This window comes from Antarctobacter heliothermus (genome assembly GCF_002237555.1).
Classification (GTDB): Bacteria; Pseudomonadota; Alphaproteobacteria; order Rhodobacterales; family Rhodobacteraceae; genus Antarctobacter; species Antarctobacter heliothermus_B.
On record NZ_CP022541.1, the window covers coordinates 294,394 to 315,411 of the forward strand.

The 21,018-nt window shown below is 59.0% G+C and carries 17 protein-coding genes and 2 pseudogenes; 11 read left to right on the forward strand and 8 right to left on the reverse strand.

Going from position 1 to position 21,018, the window contains the following annotated elements:
* Window positions 1-57 precede the first annotated feature (57 nt).
* The 3 genes from ANTHELSMS3_RS24005 (at window position 58) to ANTHELSMS3_RS24015 (ending at window position 3,831) form a co-directional block, all read left to right on the forward strand.
* Entirely contained in the window at window positions 58-537 is a 480-nt protein-coding gene (locus ANTHELSMS3_RS24005) for a hypothetical protein (protein ID WP_094037532.1), read from the forward strand.
* Window positions 538-687: 150 nt separating this feature from the next.
* Window positions 688-1,659, forward strand: a complete 972-nt coding sequence (locus ANTHELSMS3_RS25860) for a GIY-YIG nuclease family protein (protein ID WP_198319965.1) — start codon at window positions 688-690, stop codon at window positions 1,657-1,659.
* A gap of 45 nt (window positions 1,660-1,704) precedes the next feature.
* Entirely contained in the window at window positions 1,705-3,831 is a 2,127-nt protein-coding gene (locus ANTHELSMS3_RS24015) for an AAA family ATPase (RefSeq protein ID WP_094037533.1), read from the forward strand.
* A gap of 494 nt (window positions 3,832-4,325) precedes the next feature.
* On the opposite strand, the gene ANTHELSMS3_RS24020 is transcribed toward ANTHELSMS3_RS24015, so the two are convergent.
* Together ANTHELSMS3_RS24020 and ANTHELSMS3_RS24025 are read right to left on the reverse strand one after the other, a co-directional pair.
* Window positions 4,326-6,005: a DUF927 domain-containing protein gene (locus ANTHELSMS3_RS24020; RefSeq protein WP_094037534.1), complete on the reverse strand. Its 1,680-nt coding sequence runs from the start codon at window positions 6,003-6,005 to the stop codon at window positions 4,326-4,328.
* Between the two features lie 671 nt (window positions 6,006-6,676).
* Window positions 6,677-7,861: an IS256 family transposase gene (locus tag ANTHELSMS3_RS24025; protein ID WP_094037609.1), complete on the reverse strand. Its 1,185-nt coding sequence runs from the start codon at window positions 7,859-7,861 to the stop codon at window positions 6,677-6,679.
* A gap of 659 nt (window positions 7,862-8,520) precedes the next feature.
* Between ANTHELSMS3_RS24025 and ANTHELSMS3_RS24030 the strand changes: the two genes are divergently transcribed.
* Complete coding sequence (locus tag ANTHELSMS3_RS24030) at window positions 8,521-9,648, forward strand: Fic family protein (protein WP_094037535.1); 1,128 nt, start codon at window positions 8,521-8,523, stop codon at window positions 9,646-9,648.
* A gap of 36 nt (window positions 9,649-9,684) precedes the next feature.
* Here ANTHELSMS3_RS24030 and ANTHELSMS3_RS24035 read toward each other — a convergent pair whose 3' ends face one another.
* Together ANTHELSMS3_RS24035 and ANTHELSMS3_RS24040 are read right to left on the reverse strand one after the other, a co-directional pair.
* Window positions 9,685-10,395: an IS6 family transposase gene (locus tag ANTHELSMS3_RS24035; RefSeq protein WP_094037536.1), complete on the reverse strand. Its 711-nt coding sequence runs from the start codon at window positions 10,393-10,395 to the stop codon at window positions 9,685-9,687.
* A gap of 48 nt (window positions 10,396-10,443) precedes the next feature.
* A pseudogene (locus tag ANTHELSMS3_RS24040) lies at window positions 10,444-10,791 on the reverse strand (IS6 family transposase); the annotation flags it as partial.
* 77 nt (window positions 10,792-10,868) lie between these two features.
* Between ANTHELSMS3_RS24040 and ANTHELSMS3_RS24045 the strand changes: the two are divergent.
* Window positions 10,869-11,048: pseudogene (locus ANTHELSMS3_RS24045) on the forward strand (hypothetical protein); the annotation flags it as partial.
* On the opposite strand, the gene ANTHELSMS3_RS24050 reads toward ANTHELSMS3_RS24045, so the two are convergent.
* From ANTHELSMS3_RS24050 to ANTHELSMS3_RS24065, 4 genes are read right to left on the reverse strand one after another with little or no spacing between them, the layout of a single operon-like run.
* The gene (locus ANTHELSMS3_RS24050) at window positions 11,035-13,197 is read right to left on the reverse strand and encodes an acetate--CoA ligase family protein (RefSeq protein WP_094037538.1); all 2,163 of its coding nucleotides are present in this window, start codon (window positions 13,195-13,197) and stop codon (window positions 11,035-11,037) included. The pseudogene ANTHELSMS3_RS24045 and the gene ANTHELSMS3_RS24050 sit on opposite strands and share 14 nt — an antisense overlap.
* A gap of 33 nt (window positions 13,198-13,230) precedes the next feature.
* Complete coding sequence (locus ANTHELSMS3_RS24055; RefSeq protein WP_094037539.1) at window positions 13,231-13,650, reverse strand: Zn-ribbon domain-containing OB-fold protein; 420 nt, start codon at window positions 13,648-13,650, stop codon at window positions 13,231-13,233.
* Window positions 13,651-13,653: 3 nt separating this feature from the next.
* Window positions 13,654-14,802 carry an acetyl-CoA acetyltransferase gene (locus ANTHELSMS3_RS24060; protein ID WP_094037540.1) on the reverse strand — a complete coding sequence of 383 codons (1,149 nt, stop codon included), beginning with the start codon at window positions 14,800-14,802 and terminating at the stop codon, window positions 13,654-13,656.
* Complete coding sequence (locus ANTHELSMS3_RS24065; protein ID WP_254694959.1) at window positions 14,799-15,785, reverse strand: SDR family NAD(P)-dependent oxidoreductase; 987 nt, start codon at window positions 15,783-15,785, stop codon at window positions 14,799-14,801. The genes ANTHELSMS3_RS24060 and ANTHELSMS3_RS24065 overlap by 4 nt, the downstream gene beginning before the upstream one ends.
* Before the next feature lie 271 nt (window positions 15,786-16,056).
* Between ANTHELSMS3_RS24065 and ANTHELSMS3_RS24070 the strand changes: the two genes are divergently transcribed.
* From ANTHELSMS3_RS24070 to ANTHELSMS3_RS24095, 6 genes are all read left to right on the forward strand, one after another.
* Window positions 16,057-16,899 (forward strand): transporter substrate-binding domain-containing protein, encoded by an 843-nt coding sequence (locus tag ANTHELSMS3_RS24070; protein ID WP_094037542.1) that lies wholly within the window; start codon window positions 16,057-16,059, stop codon window positions 16,897-16,899.
* 67 nt (window positions 16,900-16,966) lie between these two features.
* Complete coding sequence (locus tag ANTHELSMS3_RS24075; protein WP_094037543.1) at window positions 16,967-17,452, forward strand: MaoC family dehydratase; 486 nt, start codon at window positions 16,967-16,969, stop codon at window positions 17,450-17,452.
* 19 nt (window positions 17,453-17,471) lie between these two features.
* Entirely contained in the window at window positions 17,472-18,251 is a 780-nt protein-coding gene (locus ANTHELSMS3_RS24080; RefSeq protein ID WP_094037544.1) for an enoyl-CoA hydratase/isomerase family protein, read from the forward strand.
* Window positions 18,252-18,297: 46 nt separating this feature from the next.
* Entirely contained in the window at window positions 18,298-18,603 is a 306-nt protein-coding gene (locus ANTHELSMS3_RS24085) for a (2Fe-2S)-binding protein (RefSeq protein WP_254694979.1), read from the forward strand.
* Window positions 18,603-20,009: an FAD-dependent oxidoreductase gene (locus ANTHELSMS3_RS24090; protein ID WP_094037545.1), complete on the forward strand. Its 1,407-nt coding sequence runs from the start codon at window positions 18,603-18,605 to the stop codon at window positions 20,007-20,009. The genes ANTHELSMS3_RS24085 and ANTHELSMS3_RS24090 overlap by 1 nt, the downstream gene beginning before the upstream one ends.
* Window positions 20,010-20,141: 132 nt before the next feature.
* Window positions 20,142-20,939 carry a FadR/GntR family transcriptional regulator gene (locus ANTHELSMS3_RS24095; RefSeq protein WP_094037546.1) on the forward strand — a complete coding sequence of 266 codons (798 nt, stop codon included), beginning with the start codon at window positions 20,142-20,144 and terminating at the stop codon, window positions 20,937-20,939.
* Window positions 20,940-21,018 lie beyond the last annotated feature (79 nt).

The window sequence follows — 21,018 nt, forward strand, 5'->3', positions numbered from 1 at the left end:
AGAGTTCGCACCTCTCCTCCCGCCCTGACCAAAACGCTGACGGATAAGGTCAACGACATGGCTATCAACAATCTAAGCACCCAGTCGGGTGTGATCAATGCGGCGCGCCGTTCTTCCCAATCGTCTCACGACGCATTTGCACGCTTTCTCGCAACTCTGCCGACGCTGATTTCCAGCGAAGCGGATGTTACCGGGTACAGCGGACAGGATCCCGCCTTGGATCATTGGATCCGGGAGGCTGAGGCCGCGCGCCAGACATCTCTCGATCAGGTCGAATATCTGCACACAGAGCTGGGCCCGAATGCAACCGGCCACGAGAGGCTGTTCTTTGAAATCGCAGCCGCCTTTCAAACCATCATGACATCCGATGACATTGAGGACGTGGTCGCCCTGCGGACGCAAGCCCGGTCGCTTCACGGGCGCCTCACTGACGAGCTGCAGGCGCTGACGATGTCGGTCGCCGCGTTGGATCGGCTTGAGAGCTATCTCGCGCTTGATGATGCGTTTGAAGAGCTGGAGCCGGGGCTCTCGTTCTAAACACTTCCCCTTTTTGAACACGACCAAACGGCGGCGCGGGTTTTCTGCGCCGCGTCTTCACCGGTGGCCGGTTTTGGCCAGCGGGCCAACTTTTGCAGTTTCGAGAGGTCATCTGCCATGCCCGTAGCTTCACACCAACTGAACCGCGTCTTGCATCCCGTCGTCGATTTTGAAGGCCGCGATCTGCATATCCATCGCCGCTCTCAGCACCATGACCCCAAGGTTTGGCAAGTTCGCTACCCGGGGCAACCGCTCCCGGAATGGGAAGATATCGCCCGGTCAAAAGGCTTCCGCATTCATGCCCGGGTCAGGGACAAAAACCATCTGGCCCTGGAGTGTCTCAGCTGCGGTGGCCTGACGGCGCAACGTGTCTTTGCGCTGAGGACCGCCAGAATCCGTTGCGAAGACTGCGCCAGCCAAAAACGGAGCACTCTCGCCGACACCATCGGGCTCGAATTTATCGAGCGGGATCCGGCGGATCATCAATACGCCTTCTACCGCGCGGCTTGCGGTCACCGCATTCGCCGCCAACGCGAGTTCATCGACCGTGTTGCTGACGGGGTATGCCAGGTGCGCTGCGAGATATGCCTGCAGGACAAAGAAAGGGCGGAGGCCGAGGCGCGTGGCTGGGAATGGCAGGGTCCGGACCCAGACGGGAATGATAACTACCGGCTCTATCGTCACAGCTGTGGGCACGACCAACGCATCGCGCGGGCGAACATGAAGTTCGGACAATGTGATTGTGCAGGCTGCGGCGAGAGCTGGAGTTCGAAGCCCTCTTTTCTCTACCTGTTCCGCATTCGGATCCCGGACAAGGGGTTGGACTGCGTGAAGTTTGGCTATTCCGGTCGCCCGGACAAGCGCCTGCGCCATCAGCTGAGCCTGCCTAAATCCGCAAAGTCGGACGTTCTGCGCACCGTTGCGATCAAGACCGGACACGCGGCCTGTCGCCTTGAAAAGTCAGCGCATGCGCGTTTGCGGCGCAGGTTTCCGGAATGTGTTGTGCCACCGGAACGCTATGTCGGCCTGATCAACGTCTCGAGTGAGATCTATAGCCCTGCGCTTTTGCCAAAGTTGCAGCGTCTTCTTGACGAGATCGAGCAGCAGCAATCCGCAGCCTGATCTAGCCCCGCGCCCCATTCCCCGGACATTCATTGGAGGTCTGCCATGACCCAGTTCAGCAAACTTCACGGCTTTGCCGCCGCCAAAACGTACTTGCTCGAGCAAGCCCTCACAGTCAGCGACCTGTTTGAGCGGATGAGCCACGTCGATGATGATGTGCCCGGCTGGTCTGAGAGGAAGCAGGACACCGATGACGTCCCGCTGATCGATCCGCCGGCACCCGACGCGGTCAATGGCGCACATTGCATGCAGGCCCTCGCGATCCTGCAACTTGCCAAAACCTTTGAAGATCGCTCCTTGCCGGATCAACTGCGGGACAGGCCGCCAGTCTGCCTTACTGTGCGAGACCATGAGATGGGCGAGTTCGTCGAGATCGCGGCCCGAGCTCTTTACCCTGTCGCTTTTGCTGCGAGCCGCAGCCCCAAGGTATGGCGCGCGCCGGAGGTCGACACAGGCAAAACCGTCATCGCGCTGGCAGAGCGTCACCTGCGTACCTTGCTGCACGAAGGTCATACCGTCTTGATGCTCACCTCCCCGGGACAGCTGGTCTCGCCTCAACTGCAGGACCTCGTCGGCCACGGCCCGCATCTCGCGCCCCTTAGCCGCGAGATGATCCTCGCCGTTTTGTCTCTCAGCCATACGCCCTGCAGTCCTCGGGTAACGGAAGCACTACAGGCGACATTGCCGCGTTCCGAAGAGCTTGGTCGCCTGGAGACATTGAAACTCATCATGGCATTCCAAGCCGAGACCGCTCTTGGGGTCGCCGAGCGTTTGTCGCGTTTTGCCACCACGGCCCCGCATCAAACGGGGCCCAGCCTGACCGATGTCTTCGGGCAGACGGACGCCATAGCGGCATTCGCCCAGCTGCAAGAGGATGTCATGAGTTGGCAAGCGGGCGAGGTGGCCTGGGACCAAGTCACATCAAGCCTGCTGCTTTTTGGCCCCCCGGGTTGTGGCAAAACCCTTCTGCCGACCGCCTTCGCCAACAGTGCCAAACTGCCGCTTATCAAGACAAGCTATGCGGAGTGTCAAAAAGCGGGACACCAAGGCGATATGCTGCGCGCCCTCGACAAGGCCGTCAGCGAGGCCATCAACAGCGCGCCTTCGGTGCTCTTTATTGATGAGATCGACGCCTTTTATGCCCGCGGCGGTGACGTCCACGCCAACGGCTACATCCTTGGCGTGGTCACCGGGCTCCTTACGCAGATCGACAGACTGAATGCTTGCGAAGGCGTCATCCTTGTCGGGGCCACAAACCACCCTGACATCGTGGATGAGGCCGTCCTGCGCGCTGGCCGCTTTGATCGTCACATTGCCATCAAGCCGCTCGACATCACCGCGATCACGACATTCTTGCAAGCCAAGCTCGGCGAGACCACCGACGCCTCTCAGCTGCGCCAGATTGCCGAGCGCATGATCGGCGCAACGGGGGCAGAGATTGATGACTTCATTCGCAAAGCCCGCACTCTGGCCCGTGAACTAAAAAGTGACCTCACCGATCAGCTCTTGCTGCGGGCCGCGAACCTCTACCTGCCGCGCCCTGACGACAGCCTTCTGCGTCGGATCGCCGTGCACGAAGCTGGACATTTGCTCGCCGGTCACCGGCTTGGCTCGCCCCCGGTCGCCCTCGCGCGGGTCACCCCACAAGGCGGCGCCGTTCTGCGCCCCCACCGGATGATGCACACCGATGTGACCCTCCATGCCGACCTCGTCATGCTTCTCGCGGGCCGTGCCGCCGAGCAAATTTTGTGCCAATCCGTCTCAGATGGTGCCGGCTCTGGCCCGGACAGCGATCTCGCCCAGGCCACTCGACTAGCCCTACAAGCCGAGGCGCAATTCGCCTTTGGCGAGGTCACACATCTCTGGCACGATATCCGTCATCCCCCGCGCTCCTATGACGTCACGCGGGATGTGGCCCGGAGAGCGACCGCCCGCCTCAAGACAGCAGAGAAGGACGCCATCACTCTGCTCTCAGAAAACCGAGCAGCCCTGACCAAAATCGCGGACACCCTGTTTGAACAGCGCGAGATCGAAGGGCAAGCGCTGGACCAGCTGTTGGAGGACGCGATGAGAGACCCCTCTGAAACAGAGATCGAAAACAGGGAACCCAAAACTCCGGACAGCAACGGCTCCCCCCAATCCAGCCTGTATGGAAAGTCAATCATTGTCTGAAATCCCGGTTCGTCCATTATTGAATGGTTTGTCATAATCGGGCCGCGGGACGAGTTATGAAGAAACTTCGCGATCCCTTGCGGGCGGGATGAGCCGGTTTGGCCGGGAAATTCCGCGCATTTGGCCGCTTTGGTCACGATCATAACCGCTTTGGTCACTTCATAACTCCAGCTCGTTGGAGCAACGGCAGGAATTTTCTCCAAAAGATCCCTGCCCGGCGGAGGGAAGCGCAAATGCTCCGCCGTCTCGTGGCATATACCGGTGTGATCGTTGTCAGGGGTCGTTCCTGAACGGCGTTGGAGCGAACGCCGGCAGCGGGATCAAGGATCACTTCGGGCTACGATGAGCGCAAACCGTCGCTTGGCAAACTGCCCTATTGGGACCCATAGGCGCTGACGTCAGACAACGCTCGAACGCGCCGTCCGGGCGGCCCTTCAAAAAGCAGAAAAGCGCAGAAACTGCGCTTGACTGAATCTCGAACCATTTTCCGACGGCTATTCCTGAAAGCCCGACAATGACACTTTGTATCCGCGGTTCGCCCCGGCACCTGTGGGCATTTTGCTAAGGATATTTCGGCCGTCCCCGGGTTCAAGGCTCCCATAGGCCCGCAGAATACGTGCAACCAGTTGCGGGTCATGACGATCGAAGATCTGATCCCAGATTTCGCGCGTGAGGAAAAGATATCCATTCTTTTCCCAGGCGAGCGGTTGTTCAACATATTGCCCACCCGCATCCAGTGATTGAATTTGCTCGGCATTGTTCATTAGAAAACCTCGAATACATCGATGCAACGCCTCAGGACTATCCTCATCTTGCTGCTCCGACAGCCACTTGCCAAACAGCTCGAGGCAAGCCGAAGTGGCTGTGTACGTTGACCAACCGGTGAGTCCAAATCTGGTCGCGAATTCACCTGCCGCCGCAATAGCAGCGAAACGTGTGCGGGCACGGCCTTCAACACCTATCCCGCTTCCGGAATGAGCTTTTTCCGCTACTCGATGAAAACGCTGGATGAGAGTGTCTGCAAACTCCAGTCGGGCTGGAACGTTCAAGAAGAATTTTCGAAGAAACTCTGGTCCCGCCACCCCGTAATGGGTTTTGGTTCCCGCTGTCAGGTATTCGCTTAACAAGCGTCCGCTCTGTTTGTCATGCAGCTCATCGAACGCACCATGCTCATATTCATCGACGCGTATGCCAAGTAGGCGGACATGTTGCCCTGCTTGAACCTTCTTGTTCCCCTCAGCCAATTTTGTTGCAACGCAAATCTCACCTGTCGACAAGACTGGCAAGTGCCAGCTGGTTATTGGTGTCGATTTGCCATTTGCTCTCCCGCGCGCCTTGCCACGATTATTTCCCAACATATAGATGGTCTCGCCCACAACTTGTGCGCTGGCTTGGCCCATCTCATCGATACACAAGACCATACCATTCGCATTCTTTGCCTGCGTTTCAAATGCGGTATCTGTACTTCGCCACGACGCAATCTCGTTCGGTGAACTCCAAATAGAGGCCGCGGTGCGCAGTAAAGTGCTTTTCCCGCAGGACGAGCCTCCCCAAAAGTGAATCCCACCACTTTCAAGACCCAAAGGCTCCATCAAAGGGCCGGAAAATCCTGCGGAGATGGCAACGATCATGGGCGCGTTCCCGACAGCAAGACTTGCCACGTTCTCTCTCCATCCCTCCAGTGTCCCACATGAAGATTTAGCATTGAGGTCCTTGTCTCCAGTGAATTTAACCAACGGGCTGCCGATCACTTTTGTGCTCGGCAGGACGAAGGCATCCTGCTTTAACCAGCCGAGCTTTTCGGTGGTCGTAATGCGCTTTTCGGGGATCCATTGCGAGAGCAGTGATATGAGTTGCTTGGCGGCCCCTGGCGTTTGTTCAATCGTAAAGCCGAGGCTTAGAAGCTCTGCGATAATTGCAGTGCCGCCCGTCGCAAACCTCTTGGCTTCAATGATGATTTCGCGCCTTTGAGAATCAATCGTGACGAATTCACACAGACGTCCATGGTTCTGCCCGTAAATGTCCCGTGTGATTGCCCGAACACAAATCCAGTCACTTATCCTTTCCCAGACTGGTGACCCTTTCTTGGGATTGATATAGGCATAGACGCCATCGTTGTTCACATCGAAGCCTGCAGGCGGCGTCAATATTTCGGATGTCGTTTTTGTTGGCATATGAGTCTCCTATCTTGATGGTTGTGGTAAACGTTGTGTCTGTCGAATTATTTCAACATTATCCAAAATTCACATTCACCACGGTTTCCGGTTGAGAAGGGGACATAGGTCCAAAAATGCAGAAGCGGAGGGATTTCAAAACTTTTTCTCAATTTTTTTTGAAAGTTTTTTGTGGATAACCCCCCTCAGGCGCCGATTTTGCGATCTTCTAATGTCTCGCTTGCGCCAATTTGCTACTGTTTTTTTATGATGCCGCGTTCTCGGATTGGCACCGCAATTGTAGCTAGCAATTGCAGTTTTATTGCACTGATTGCATGCGTGGTTTCTGACCTGCGCCCTGATCCGATCCCCGGAAGCTGGACAGTTTGATGCGGGGGTTTCCGCTACGCTTTCCCCGGCATCTTGGCGATGAAGCGAGCCTGCTTTTCCCAAAGGGCCTGTCCCAAGCGGGACGGAGGCTTCAGCGCGGATGATGAAACCAGCGAGCGTCGCAACAAAGCCCAACTCCCCCATAGATCCGGACAGGCCCGCCGGACGGCCTCATTCCGACTTTTCCGACATATCCGACACTTTTGCGTTTCTTATTGAATTTGAGGCGCCGCCCGCGACCAGAGATGGGCAAAAGGGGCAGTCCATTTGAGCTACTGTCAAATCTGGTGTCCAAGCGATCATCATGCGGCGGCTTGATCCTGGTTTGATGACTTGATGCCGTTGACGAAGTCGACGCCTTCAATGACGTCCGCGAGATGATCGAAGCCGCGCAGTTTGCGCCAGCTTTTCTCAGCACATTGGCCGAGCTTGAACATCATGTGCAGCATGCCGTCGCGGCTGAGGCACCCTTTGGTGCGCTTGGTTCGGTGTCGGATCGTGGCGAAGGCGCTTTCGATCGGGTTTGACGTCCGGATGCTCTGCCAGTGCTGAGCCGGGAAATCGTAGAAGGTGAGAAGCTCCTCCCTGTCCTTGATCAGGCATTCGGTGGCCTTGGGATATTTCGCTTCGAAGGTTTCGATGAACAGATCGAAGGCGGCATGCGCATCCTCGCGTGTCTCGGCCTGCCAAATGTCGTGCAACATCTTCTTGGCTTTGGGCTGGGTTCGCTTGGGCAGGTAATTCAACACATTGCCAGTCTTGTGCATCCAACAGCGCTGTTGACGCGTGGCAGGACAAATCTCTTCCAGCGCCGCCCAGAACCCCATGGCCCCGTCGCCGGTGGCCAGTTTGGGGGAGGCAAGGCCGCGGCTTTTCAAGGACAACAACACCTCGCGCCAACTCTGCGTGCTTTCCCGAACGCCGTCCTTGATGGCGAGAAAATGCTTTTCACCTCGTGCGTTAACGCCAATGACAACCAATACACAAAGCCGGTCATCGGTTCCGCGCAACCCGCTGTAGATACCATCCGCCCATTGCGCTTTCAGCCGTGAGACCGTTTTCGCCGAGAACCCGGTGGCATCCGGGCCGAGGAGCATCTTCAGAGCCGCGCCCATCTCACCCGTTGAGATGCCCTTCAAATACAGCCAGGGCAGCGCGGCGTCGATGGATTTGGCCTTTCGGACATAGGGCGGCACAAGTGCCGAGCGGAACGTCACCGGCTTGCCGTCCTTCGCGCGCACCTTCGGCACTTTCACCGTGACCGGCCCGATCCCCGTCTGCACGGCCCGCTCAGGGTGATACCCGCTGCGCACAACCGCCGCGCGGTCGTCAGATGTCCGGCGCTCGGCAAATTCAGCCAGAAAAGTATCCCTCTCAGCTTCAACAGCGGCCTGGAGAAGTTCCCGAGCCCCTTTTCGCAGAAGATCAGTCAGAGGGTCCGTGACAGCGTCTCGACCTGAAAATTCGACGATGGTAGTCTCGTCCATGATGGTGGTGCTCCTTTGGTTGGTGGCTTGTGTTGCAACAACAAACCAACCAGATGCACCGCCGTCATTCAAACCGCCCGGACACCAGATTCACCCATAGCTCGTCCATTTTGTATCGTCCCGGCGGGATAACCGAGGCAGGTAAGAATCATACCAACAAGGAAACCATTTTCCGACTTTCCGACATTTCCGACGGATTCCAGTCAAGGATACTCAGATGTACTTTGTATCCGCGCGACATTCCTGACCCGGTCGGCGCTTTTACCATCATGTTCCGGCCGTCACCGAATGACAAGAACACCCGCTTCTCAAGTGCATGCGCTGCCTTTCTTGGGTCCATGCTTCCATGAATCATGGACCATGTCTCACGTGGCAGAAAAGCAAACTGGTCTTTCCGGAACACCAAAGGTGGCATTGCCAACTTAACGGCACCGACCTGTAACCGTCCCCAGGGGAGATTTTCTCGGGAACAAAACCCTGTCGATCCGAAGACCCCCGGACCGCGTCAGCAAGATCTGACGCACCTTGAAAAGGCCTAGCTCAAGGCCTCGCGTCGGTTTGTGTGTCATCCCATCCCGCAGATCCTTTGAGCGATAGAGTTGACTTATATGCCTCAGAAGTGATCAAAATATGAGGTATAGAAAGGACGTCTATAACTCATGGCTTGGAACTGGACGCTGCCCGGTTGGCCGGATTTCCGGTATGACGCCTCCACTTTGGAGCCGTTTGAGCAGACGTTCCTGCTGTCGTCCGGAGAAATCCGCGGCGCGGTCCATCATGTCAGCCAGCCGGAGCGCGAGCAACTCCGCATCGAACTGCTCATCGAGGAAGCGATGCAAACGAGCGCCATCGAGGGTGAAATCCTCGACCGGCTCAGTGTCCAGTCCTCGCTGCGCCGCCATCTAGGCCTCGATCCGGACAGCTACCCTGCCAAACCGCGCGAACAGGGCGTCGCGGAAATGATGGTCGACGTCTACTCCAGTTTTGCAGAGCCGCTGACCCATGAGACACTGTACCGCTGGCATCGGATGCTCCTGTCCCATGACCGTCGGTTGGAAACCATCGGGGCCTACCGACGCCACGCCGAGGCGATGCAAATCGTTTCCGGCCGCCTCGACCGGCCCACGATCCATTTCGAAGCGCCTCCCTCAGAGCGGGTCATGCCTGAGATGGAGCAATACGCGGATTGGTTCAACAAGACTGGGCCGGGGGGAGCAGAGCCGCTTCCAGCGCTGACGCGCGCAGGGCTAAGCCATCTCTATTTCGAGAGCATCCACCCATTCGAAGACGGCAACGGCCGCTTGGGTCGCGCCCTCGCTGAAAAGTCGCTGGCGCAGAACATTGGCCAGCCGACCCTCATCTCGCTCGCCTTCACCATCGAGAAGGAGCGCAAGGCATACTACGACCAGCTCGAGCAGCATCAAAAAACGCTTCAAGTGACCGATTGGCTCGTCTGGTTCGCGGAAGTTGTCTTGAAGGCCCAACAGGCAACACTCGACCGCGTCGGCTTCTTCATCAGCAAGGCGCACTTCTACGATCGTCACAGAGACCACTTGAACGAACGCCAGGCCAAGGCCATCGCTCGAATGTTTCGGGAAGGCCCTGGCGGTTTCAAAGGCGGCCTCAGCGCCGACAACTATCTCAAGATCACCGGAACTTCACGTGCAACCGCAACCCGCGATCTGCAGGATCTAGTCGAGAAAGGTGCGCTCAGCCGAACTGGAAATCGACGCCATACGAGGTACTGGTTGAACCTGAATCCACGGGCGGCGAACCAGCTACAATGATTGGCGTAGAAGTGAGGCAGTGCGTTCATGGCCTGTCTAGGCCGTCAGTTCGCAAGTGTAGTCGGCCCACAGGGCGAAGGCATCGCTGCGAGCGTGGCGGTATGATCTTGCGGAAAGGAGATGACGTTTTGGGCGAAACAGAGCGGCGGTTTGATCATGGACCGACAGGAACCGCTGTATCTGACCGGGCGACTTGAACCGACACATTATTTTCTCTCGCCGTCTTGTATGTCTGTGCGAAGCCGCAGCGCGATTGTTCAGCCCTTTGTGTTGGCGATGCTCGATACCGGGAGCCAGGTCTGCCTTCGCGGCACCGTACGACCGCAACTTGTCCGTGATGATTACGCGCGGCTGGCCCCAGGTTTTGAACAGTTTCTTGAAAAAGCGCATCGCGGCCACCTTGTTGCGCCGGGGTTGGACCAGGATGTCCAGAACATTGCCGTTTGCATCGACCGCCCGCCAAAGCCAAATCTTCTTGCCTTTGATCGACACCACGACCTCATCGAGATGCCATTTGTCCGAAGGATGCGGCCTATCCCGCCGGACTTTTGCGGCAAACTGGACACCGAAACGCGCCACCCAATCCCGGATCGTTTCGTAAGAAACCGTGATGCCCCGCGCCGCCAGAAGATCTTCAACGTCACGAAGGCTAAGAGCAAAGCGGTGGTAAGCCCAGACGGCGTAACCGATCACCGAGCGCGGAAAACGGAAGCCCTTCAGACTGGAAAGATCAGACAGATTTAACATGGTTTCGCGCTACAACGGCAAGGCGGCTTCAACAACCTGACAATGCCCCGCGCGCTTGTCTCGTCTCGATTGCAGGATCTCCTTAAGAACAACGCCGTGTTGGTCGACGGCACGCCACAGCCAGTAAGATCGGCCCGCGATCTTCACGACGACTTCGTCTAGGTGCCAGATATCGCTGGGGCGCGGCTGCCGTCGCCGAAGAACGTGGGCGCTCAGGGGGCCGAACTTGACGGTCCAGCGCCGGATCGTCTCATACGAAACGTCCACGCCACGTGCCAGCATCATCTCCTGGACCTCGCGCAGGCTCAAGTTGAACCGGACGCAGAGCCAGACAACATGAGCAATGATCCGGGGCGGAAACCAAGGGCGTTTGTAGCTGATTATCTCTGTCTGCATCGGCATCGCCTAAGACGAGATCAATGAATCAGCAACCTCAGGCCCGTTAATGTGACAACACCCTCGGAACGCCGATGCTGGTGGGGCCGCACCTGGGGGTGGTTTTGGCTTTGTTCATCACGATCCCCTACGGCAAGTTCGTGCATGGCATCTATCGCTTCGTAGTGCTCGGGCGTCATGTCGAGGAACGCAAAAAAGGGCCGAAAGTGCACCGTCAGCCCTTTTATCAATCTGTCATAGCGTTTATCGGCCAGTGATCACCAATGCATCCAAGGCTTCGACCTTGTCGTCGAGGCACCACAGCGGATTGACCTCAAGTGCACGCAGATCCGGGCCTAGCGACAGAGCGGCCTGCGCGACGGCGTGAATGGCTCGCGCTGCTGCAGGGATATCGACCCTTGGTCCGCCCCGCGCCCCGTCCAGCAGTGGGCTCGCACGCAGTGAGCGCAGCATGTCTTCGACGTCGGATGTAGTGCAGGGCAGGACGCGCAGACCGACATCTTTGAATGTTTCGATCCATATTCCGCCTAGACCGGTGGCCAGTGTCGGCCCAAAGGTCGGATCGACGGTGATGCCTGCGTAGAGCTCGACCCCTCGGGGGCGCATTGGGCTGACCAGCACGCCTTCGACGGATGTGCAAGCGGCGGTTCGGCCTGCTTGAGCAACGGACTCGTATGCGGAACGCACAGCTTCTGGCGTTGCAAGGTTCAGCGCGACGCCGCCGATGTCGGATTTATGGGCGATTTCTGCGGCACAGATTTTCAGTACGACCGGATAGCCGAGCTGCTCTGCCGCGGCGACGGCCTCGTCGGAGCTGTGCACGAGAACGGCGGGAACCAACGGGACGCCGCTGGCCTCCAGCACTGCCCGGCCCGCATGTTCGGACCAAGGCCCGTCGCGGCCTTCTGTGAGATAGGGCCCCGTCTGTGGCGCTGCGAAAGTCCCCACAGCGCGGGCGGCGTCGCGTGCCGTGTTCCAACGGATGGCGTGGCCGATCGCGGTTAGGCCTAGATCGATCCCGCCCAGAATGAAGATGCCGTTGGTCTCAAAAAGCGTTCTGGCGAAAGGTCCGACTTCAAGGCACGACAGGCTGACGGGGCACACCGGTACCGGCGCGCTGTCCATCATGTCGCGGACGTGCGCCATGCGCGCGGTCTGTTTTTTGGCCTCGGTCGGTTCTGGTTCAAACTGCGGGACCACGTTGAACCCGAGGTAAAAAACAAAGTCGATGCCGGGATCGCGGCTGACGATTTCGGCCACCACGTCCATCGGAACGGCGGCGGTACCGGTCTTACGGGCGGTGTCGACCGCGGCCGTGTCCAGCGGGTTTTGGACAGTTGCAAAGCCGGGCAGGTAGTCGCGTAGCGCCTGTTGAGTCTCGGGCGAAAATTCCGGCATGTCGATGCCTTCGTCCGAAGCGCGGTCCGCGATGATGTCGCAGGCACCGCCGGATGCGGTGACGGCGGCCATGCGGCGGCCCTTCAATTGGACGCCGCTAGCGAAGAGCCCGGCGGTGATGATCAGTTCCTCGATGCTACGCACACGGGCGACACCGGCCTGTTTGAGCGCGGCATTGGCCACGGCCTCGTCGCCGGCCACAGCGCCAGTATGGGCCAGCGCAGACCGTTGCCCCGCCTCTGTCCGCCCGGCCTTGAGCACGACAATCGCCTTGCCCGCGAGCAGAGCGCGCCGCGCAAGGTCCAAAAAGCGCGCGCCGTCGCGAAACTGTTCCACGAAAAGTGCGATGACGCGCGTGTCCTTGTCAGCGATCAGGTATTCGACGACGTCTGATGTGTCTGTGACGGCTTCGTTTCCCATGCAGATGAGTTTGGACAGTCCGATGCCGTGGGCACGGGCGAATTTGAACATCACCGTGGCCAAGGCACCGCTTTGAAGGACCACTGCGACAGGGCCGGCCTTTGTGCCTGCGGGAATATCCTGACCATAGGCCGATACCCCGTCAGAGACATTCACGAAACCTGGACAATTCGGACCTAGCACGGTGATGCCGTGGGCGGCGGCAAATTTGGTCAGCTCGGATTGACGTTCGTGATCGCCGGCCTCGCCGAAGCCGGCGGCGATGATCACCGCATGGCGGATCCCGACGCTGGCTGCATCCTCCAGGACGCCGGGCACGGCATCTGTGGGAGCCGCAATATAGACAAGGTCGACAGGCTCCGTCAGGTCCCGCAGGGTGCGGATGCAAGGCAGGCCAAATACGGTTTCGCGCTTGGGATTGACCGGCACGACCCGGCCGGCAAAGCCGGTGGCCGTGAGGTTGCGGAACACATTCCGCCCCCAATACGAATTTTCAGAGGCGCCGACCACAGCGATGCTGCGGGGCGAAAAAAAACCGTCTAGACCCGGCGCAAGTCCGGGCATGACAGGGTTGGTCAGTTCGGTCATGGCCGGATATCCTGTGAAGCCTGAAAGGGAAGGTCAGCCCGCAACGGGGCGGAATTTTGGCAAGGTCACATCGTCGGTGACAGCGTCGTAGACGATCTCGACCGGCATACCGATGCGAACATCCTGCGGGGCCGGGGTGACGTCGATGATGTTGGACATCATGCGGCAGCCCTCCTCAAGCTCGACCAAGGCGACCACGTAGGGGCAGTCCTGCTTGAAGTTGCGGTTGCCGGTCTTTTCCACGATCGTCATCGTATAGATGGTGCCGCGCCCGGAAACCGGTTTCCAGGTGAGTGCGCGCGACCCGCATGCGGGGCAGTGCGCGCGGGGGTAGAACAGGAACTGATTGCAGTCTTCGCAGCATTGCACCTCGACCGCTTTGCGCCTCAGGCTGTCCCAAAACGGTGCAGTGACGGGATCGGATTTTGGGAGGGGTTTCGTGTAATCTGTCATCGTTCACTCCACCGCCAGAATGGCGGTGCCCGTTGCTGAAAGTTTGCCACCAGTGCCGTGGACCAGCCCGATCTTGGCGTTTTCGATCTGACGCTGGCCCTGACTGGAAAAACTGCCGCGCAGCTGGCGTACACATTCAATGATTGTAAAAATGCCAAACATGCCCGGATGCGTATAGGATAGCCCGCCGCCGCTGGTGTTCAGGGCAAGATCGCCCCCCGGAGCAATCCGGCCCCCGCTGACGAAATCGCCGCCTTCGCCCTTGTTGCAAAAGCCGATGTCTTCCAGAGTGGTCAGCACGGTGTAGGTGAACGAGTCGTAGATTTGCGCGACATCGATGTCGTCATGGGCGACGCCAGCCATGGCAAAAGCGTCCGGCCCGGAGATCCTGCCGGGCCCCGAGGTCAGGTCGGGCATTTGGCTGATGATCTGGTGATCGTGTCCTTCGCCCCAACCGATGACCCGCACGGCGCGCGCATCAAGGTCTTTGGCGCGCTGGGTACTGGTCAGGACCACGGCACCCGCGGCATCGGTCACGAGGCAGCAATCCAGCTTGCGGAACGGCCAGCTGATTATGGGCGACGCCATTACATCGTCGATGCTCAACGGATCGCGTTTGAAGGCGCGTTCGTTCAACTGCGCCCATTTGCGCGCGGCGACGGCAATTTCCGCGAGCTGTTCGTGCGTTGTTCCATACTGATGCATGTGGCGGGCGCAAGCCATTGCATAGGCGCCCGGCGCGCCGGGCATGCCGTAGGGGTGTTCGAACTGGCCCTCCATGCCTTGCGGGCTGGACCCGGAGGCGGGCAGGCCGATGCCGGAGCGTCCGCTTTCGCCGTGCACGATCAGGGCGACCTCGATGCGGCCAGATGCAATCGCCGCGGCCGCATGGCCCAGATGCACCACAAAGGACGATCCACCCACATGGGTGCCATCGAAATAGCGCGGCTGGATGCCCAGGTATTCTGCTACCTCGGTGGTTCGGAAACCGGCCGTGAACAACCCGTCCACGTCCTTGAGGGTCAATCCGGCATCGGTCAGGGCATTGAGCGACGCTTCCCCCTGAAGCTGAAGTGTGGATTTGTCTGGCACAATGCCGATATCGTCGCTTTCCGCGACACCGACAACGGCGGCCTGTCTTGCGTCGTTCATTTGCTGTCCTCCTTGCGCACCCAATAGCGGCGTTTTTCGCCGATCTCGGTCCAGTCCTCGGGTGTCAGATCGTCCACGTCGCGGGCAAAGGGCATGGCCGGGCGAGGTTTCATGTCTGCTGCCATATAGCTGTCGTACGCGTTCGCCAGACCTTCCGGGGTCCAGGCCGTGTCGCCTTCGAGCCGGGCGAGGGTGCGCGGCGGTTCGATCAGTGTGTAGCCGAAACCATATGAGCTGAACACTTGGCCATTGACCGAAGCCGCCCGGTCGGAGGCCAGAAAGGTCACCAGCGGTGCGACGTTGTCGGGATCTTTTGGCGTGCCCTTGGCGTGCTCGCTGGGCCACTTGCCAGTTTCGTCATGAATTTTCTTTGACTCCGGTTTGGAATCGATCATTCGTGTCGTGCCGGTCGGCAGGACCACGTTCGAGGTCACGCCGTATTTCGCCATCGCATTGGCGGTCGAATAGCTCAGCCCGATGATCCCGGCCTTGGCCGCTGAATAATTTGGCTGACCGGCGTCGCCGTATGCCGACCCCGAGGCCAGCGAGATGATTCGTCCGCCCTTTTGTTGACGCATCCGCGCGGTGGCAGGGCGCAGCACGTTGAACAGACCCTTGAGATGCACGGCGTTCACGATGTCCCATTCTTCCTCGGACATGTTGAAGATCATCCGGTCGCGCAGAACACCGGCGGCATGCACCACGATGTCGAGCCCGCCGAAGGTATCAAGCGCCTGTTCGATCATTGCGTTTGCTGCATCGTAATCGGCGACCGAACCGCCGTTAATGACAGCTTTGCCGCCCTGCGCCTTGATCGCGGCCAACGTTTCTTCAGCCGGTCCGGAATCGCGGCCGTCTCCGGCAAGGCCGGCGCCGAGGTCATTGACCACCACTTTCGCGCCACTGGCCGCAAGCGAAAGCGCAATGCCGCGCCCGATTCCCCTGCCACCGCCAGTGACCAGCGCAACCTTTCCTTCCAGCATGCCCATATCGTGCCTTTCCTGACTGTAAATCAGCGCTTTGTGCCAAACATTATATATGATACTAGTACACCTAAAAAAAGATGCGGGTCAAGCGCGCTCTGGAAGGTTTGCGGGACAAGGCGGTTTTTGGAGACCGCACAGAAAGAAGGCAAAGTGGGCGCATAGCCGGACCACACGCGAATTTTCCTTGACCAAGATCAATCGGGACAACTAGTATAACAGTGCACTATATAAATGAGCCGAAAACGGTATATCCTGACAGGGGACCCACATGACGAAACTGCAGAACACATTGATCGCCGCGGCAGGTATCGCCGCTTTGGCCGCATCCGCGCAGGCCGCTTGCGAACCCGAAAAGGTCGCTGAAAAGTATCCCGAGCTTGCAGGAAAGCCGGTCAGAGTCGCAACTACACCGCTCTATGCTCCGTATTCATATACTGACATGGCCAAGGACAAGATGGTCGGCAGCGATATCGAAGTCAGCGAAAAGGCGCTGGAATGCGTCGGGCTGACCTATGAGTACACCAAGGGCGTGTGGTCGAGCCTGTTGCCGACGATCCTAAACGGGCAGACCGACGTGATGGTCGCAAACCTGTACTACACCCCCGAGCGTGCCGAAAAGGCGGATTTCATCATCTACATGAAAGCCGGCAGTGCAATGCTAGTGCCCAAGGGCAATCCCAAAGGCGTCCAGTCGATGGATGACCTGTGCGGTCTGAAGACGAACGGCGTATCGGGATCCTATTCTCTTCCGATCCTGCAAGAACAGTCGGCAAAATGCGTGGCTAATGGCGAGAAACCCATCACCATTACCGTGGCGACCGAAACCGACGCAGCCCTGCGTGGGCTCGACAGCGGCCGAGCCGATTTCCTGCTGGACAATGTTGGCGCTGCCGCCGTGCGCATTGCAGAAGATCCCGAGAGGTACGAGATCGCGTTTTCCGCCACCCGCGAGATTTTTGTCGGCAACGCCGTTCTAGACGGCAATGACGCGCTGCTCCAAGCCTACGAGGAAGGTATGAAAGAGATCGCTGCCAACGGCACTCTGGAAGACATCTTTGTCAAATACGGGCTGGATCCCAATCTGATCGTCCCGATCGAAATCAAGCGCTGAACCGCGCCAAGTTGCACCACAGCCGACGCCGCAGCGTTGCGGCGTCGGCATCGAAAGGGAAAAGAACATGCCGCGGGCAAAGCCCTGGACGATACAAAGCTTCGAAGAGCTCTCGGCGATCGTGGGCCAGGATCTGGGTGCCAGTGACTGGCTGCGCATAGATCAGGATCAGGTCAACCAGTTCGGGGAGTCGGTCGATGATACGCAATGGATTCATTGCGACCCCGAGCGGGCAGCCGCGCAATCGCCGTTTGGTGGCACGATCGTGCACGGGATGCTGTTGCTGGCGCTTCTGTCCAAGTTGCGCGACCGGGTACAGGATGTGCGCATAGATATACCGCGCCGAATGGGCGTCTTTTACGGCTTGAACAGAGTGCGGTTTATCGAGCCAGTCAAAGTTGGATCGCGGGTGCGTGTTCAACTGAGCGTTGCCGAAGCGACACTGATCGAGCCGAAGGTGATCCATGTGGTCTATGATCACATACTTGAGGCTGAAGTCGCGGATCGGCCTGCGGTTTTTGCGCAGGCCATCAACCGCATCTATTTGCCATAATGGCCAGAGAGGGCAGATCATGGCCATCGAGTTTACCGTTGATAATGCGGGCATTGCGACACTGACGATAAACCGTCCTGATCGGATGAATGCCCTGGACCAGGTGCACTACGCCGAGCTTTCACGGCTCTGGATCGAGGTACGAGACAACCCGGCCATCCGTTGCGCCATCATCACAGGCACGGGAGACAAGTCGTTCTGTGCAGGCGCCGACATCAAGGAGGTGCTGGGTGACAAGATCGCGCTGCACGATCTTTGGCAGACCCAGAAGCAACCTTTGCTGAACCGGGGGCTGGAGATCTGGAAGCCGGTTATCGCGGCGGTGAACGGCTATTGTCTGGGGGGCGGCATGACCCTTCTGCTGTCCACCGATATCCGCATCGCTGCGACCGGGGCAACCTTTGCCGTGGGCGAGGTCAAGCGCGGCATCGTTGCCGGGATGGGTGGTACTCAGCGGCTAATACGGCAGGTCACACATGCGCGCGCGATGGAGATGCTACTGACCGGCGACAGCATCGACGCGACGACGGCAGAGCACTGGGGGCTGATCAACAGGGTTGTCCCTGAGACCGACCTGATGCGCACGGCGCAAGACTTTGCCCTGCGGATTGCCGGAAACGCGCCGCTGGCCGTTCGCGCCACCAAAGAGTTGGCCCTGAGGGCACGGGATATGAGCCTGGCCGACGGAATGCGGACCGAACAGATGATGAATACTTTGCTGCAAAACACTTCTTCAGACATGCAGGAGGGGCGTGCGGCGTTTCTTGAAAAACGGCCGCCGCGTTTCACTGGGGCCTGAAAGTCGTAAAGACAGGCAAAGCAACAATGGTGAACTCTTGGCCGAAATGATGAATTCCCTGCGCGTGGGTCAGGCTGACCGCGGCGCTCCGTTCGAGATCTCTGTAGATGGGCGCTCCCTGCGGGCCTACAGCGGTGAAACGGTCGCAGGTGTGTTGATGTCCAATGGCATTACCATCTTTCGTCGAACACAGGAAACCGGGCGCCCGCGGGGCCAGTTCTGTGGGATGGGTGTTTGTTTTGATTGCCTGGTTCAGGTCGACGGCGCCGGCATGTCCCGTGCCTGTATGACAGAGGCACAACCGGGCATGCACGTCAGCTTGAAGCTTCAGGATGTGAAGGACGCAAAGTGATGGATCAGGATCTGCCGCCCGAAACCACAGATGTTTTGATAGTGGGCGCGGGGGCCGCAGGTTTGTCGGCCGCTGCCGTGGCCAGCCATCACGGCTTGGAGGTGACAATTCTGGACGAAAACGCGCGGCCGGGCGGACAATACTACCGTCAGTCCCGTCTCGCCGGCGCTTTGCCGGCGCGGATCGTCGGCCCGTCACAGGAGGCCGGAAGAAAGCTGATCGACAAGGTCGATTTTAGCCGAACGCGCCTGTTTTGCGATGTCATTGTCTGGGGCAACGAAGGGTCGGATACTTTGCTCTATTCGATGGCCGGTCGCAGCGGGCGGATCACGGCCAAGACGATCATTCTTGCAACAGGCGCGCATGAACGTGTTGTTCCGTTTCCCGGGTGGACCCTTCCGGGGGTCATGACGGCGGGCGCCGCGCAGACCTTGTTGAAATCTCAGGCAATCCTGCCCGGCCGGCGGATCGCGATCGCAGGCACCGGGCCGTTCCTGTTTCCGGTCGCGACGCAATTGGCCGCTGCGGGTGGAGAGATCGCGGCACTGTGCGAGGTGTCGCATAGTCGGCTGTGGCCGCTGCGGGCGCCGCATCTTTGGCGGCATTTGCCGGTGTTTCGCGAAGCGGTTCAGTATCTGATCCGCATGCGGCAGCTGGGTCTGTCCATCGCTCATGGTTATACCGTCGTCGAGGCTCATGGCTGCGACTCACTACGCGCCGTCACCGTTGCCCAGATGACGGAGGATATGACCGAAAAGCCCGGCACGCGCCGCGAAGTTGAGGTCGATGCGCTGCTGACCAGCTTTGGCTTCGTTCCCAACACGCAGATTGCCCGACTGATCGGTTGTGATCTGCGATGGGATGCTGTGCAGAAGACGAGGTTCGTCAGGGTCGACGCGGCGCAGGCCACATCGCTGCCCGGCGTGTTCGCCGCCGGCGAAATTGTTGGTATAGGTGGGCACCGGGTCGCAAAAGCCGAGGGCGTTCTGGCCGGAATGGAGGTGGTCGGCGCACTGGGCGTCACTCTGCGCGATGACTGGCCGACAGCCCGACGCAAAGCAGTCCGCGCGCAGAGGGCCGGGCGGGAGTTCACCGACCACATGTTGCGTAGTTTCGCGCTCAAGCCTGGGATGCTCAATCTGGCCACAGCCGATACGATCCTGTGCCGTTGCGAATCTGTGCCGCGCAGCGAAATCGACTATCACGCCGCTCTGTGGGATGGGTCGCGCCGTGCCGTAAAGCAATGCACCCGCGCCGGAATGGGCCGGTGCCAGGGACGGATTTGCGGTTTTGCAGTCGAGGCCTGTATCGAACGGCACGCTTTGGCGGAGTCAGGACCGTTGAGCCCGGATACGGCCCAGATTCCGGTCAAGCCAATCGCTTTGGTACAGACTGGCGGCAACTGACGGGCGCGCGGCAATTAGGCACCTTAGCAGCTTTCGGAAAAGCTGCCGGAGGCGTGGACTTGCGCAACCTGCGGTCTTATAGGTGAAATAGTAACCCTCTTAACGAACCCGCTCATAAATAAGGTGATAGCAATGGCGTCCGAACAGAAGCTCGATCTTGCCGCAACCTCTTCCGAGCGGATGTTCGAGTCTTCCAACCAGGGTAAGGCATCGCAGGTCATTGTCTCTAAGATCCGTGAAACTGTGGATGCGGGCAAGCTCGGCATCGGAGATCGGTTGCCGCAGGAAAAGGAACTGATCGAACAATTCGGCTTCAGCCGTGCGGTGATCCGAGAGGCACTGCGCACGCTTGAGGCCGAGGGTCTGATCAAGCTGGTATCGGGCCGCAACGGCGGTGCCGAAATCTGCGAACCCGATCCACTGAAATTCGTGCCGGCGATCACGACATTGATGCGGCTCCAAAATACATCGGTCGAAGAGGTGCACGAGACGCTGGAACTGATCGAGCCGATCATCGCGGAAATTGCAGCCGAGCGGTTGGAGCAGGAAGACATAGACCTGCTGCAACAATCCATCGACCTTATGTTGGAAAACGCGAACGATCCGCTTGTGTGTCAGACACAGTCCAACCGGTTCCACATTCTTCTGGCGCGTGCCACTCGCAACCAGATGCTGATCTTTCTCAGCACGATGATCCGTCAAGTCATCGTGCGGCTGGAATACAAGGGCGTAGGCGAGCGGCCAAAGCAGGTGGCAGAGGAACACCAGCGCATCCTCGATGCGCTGAAATCCCGCGACGGCGCCGAGGCGCGACAGGCGACTCTGGATCATGCGCATCAGTGCGAATATGCGCTGAAATCCTCGCCGACCGGGTACAAGCTGCGCACCGATGCTACCCGTGATCAGATGACCCGCAACCTTTTGCGCTGAGTTTTATCAACGCCGGGCGATTCAACGAATTCCCCAAAGTCTGTCCGGCCTGCGCCCCTTGCGTCGCAGGCCGGACCTT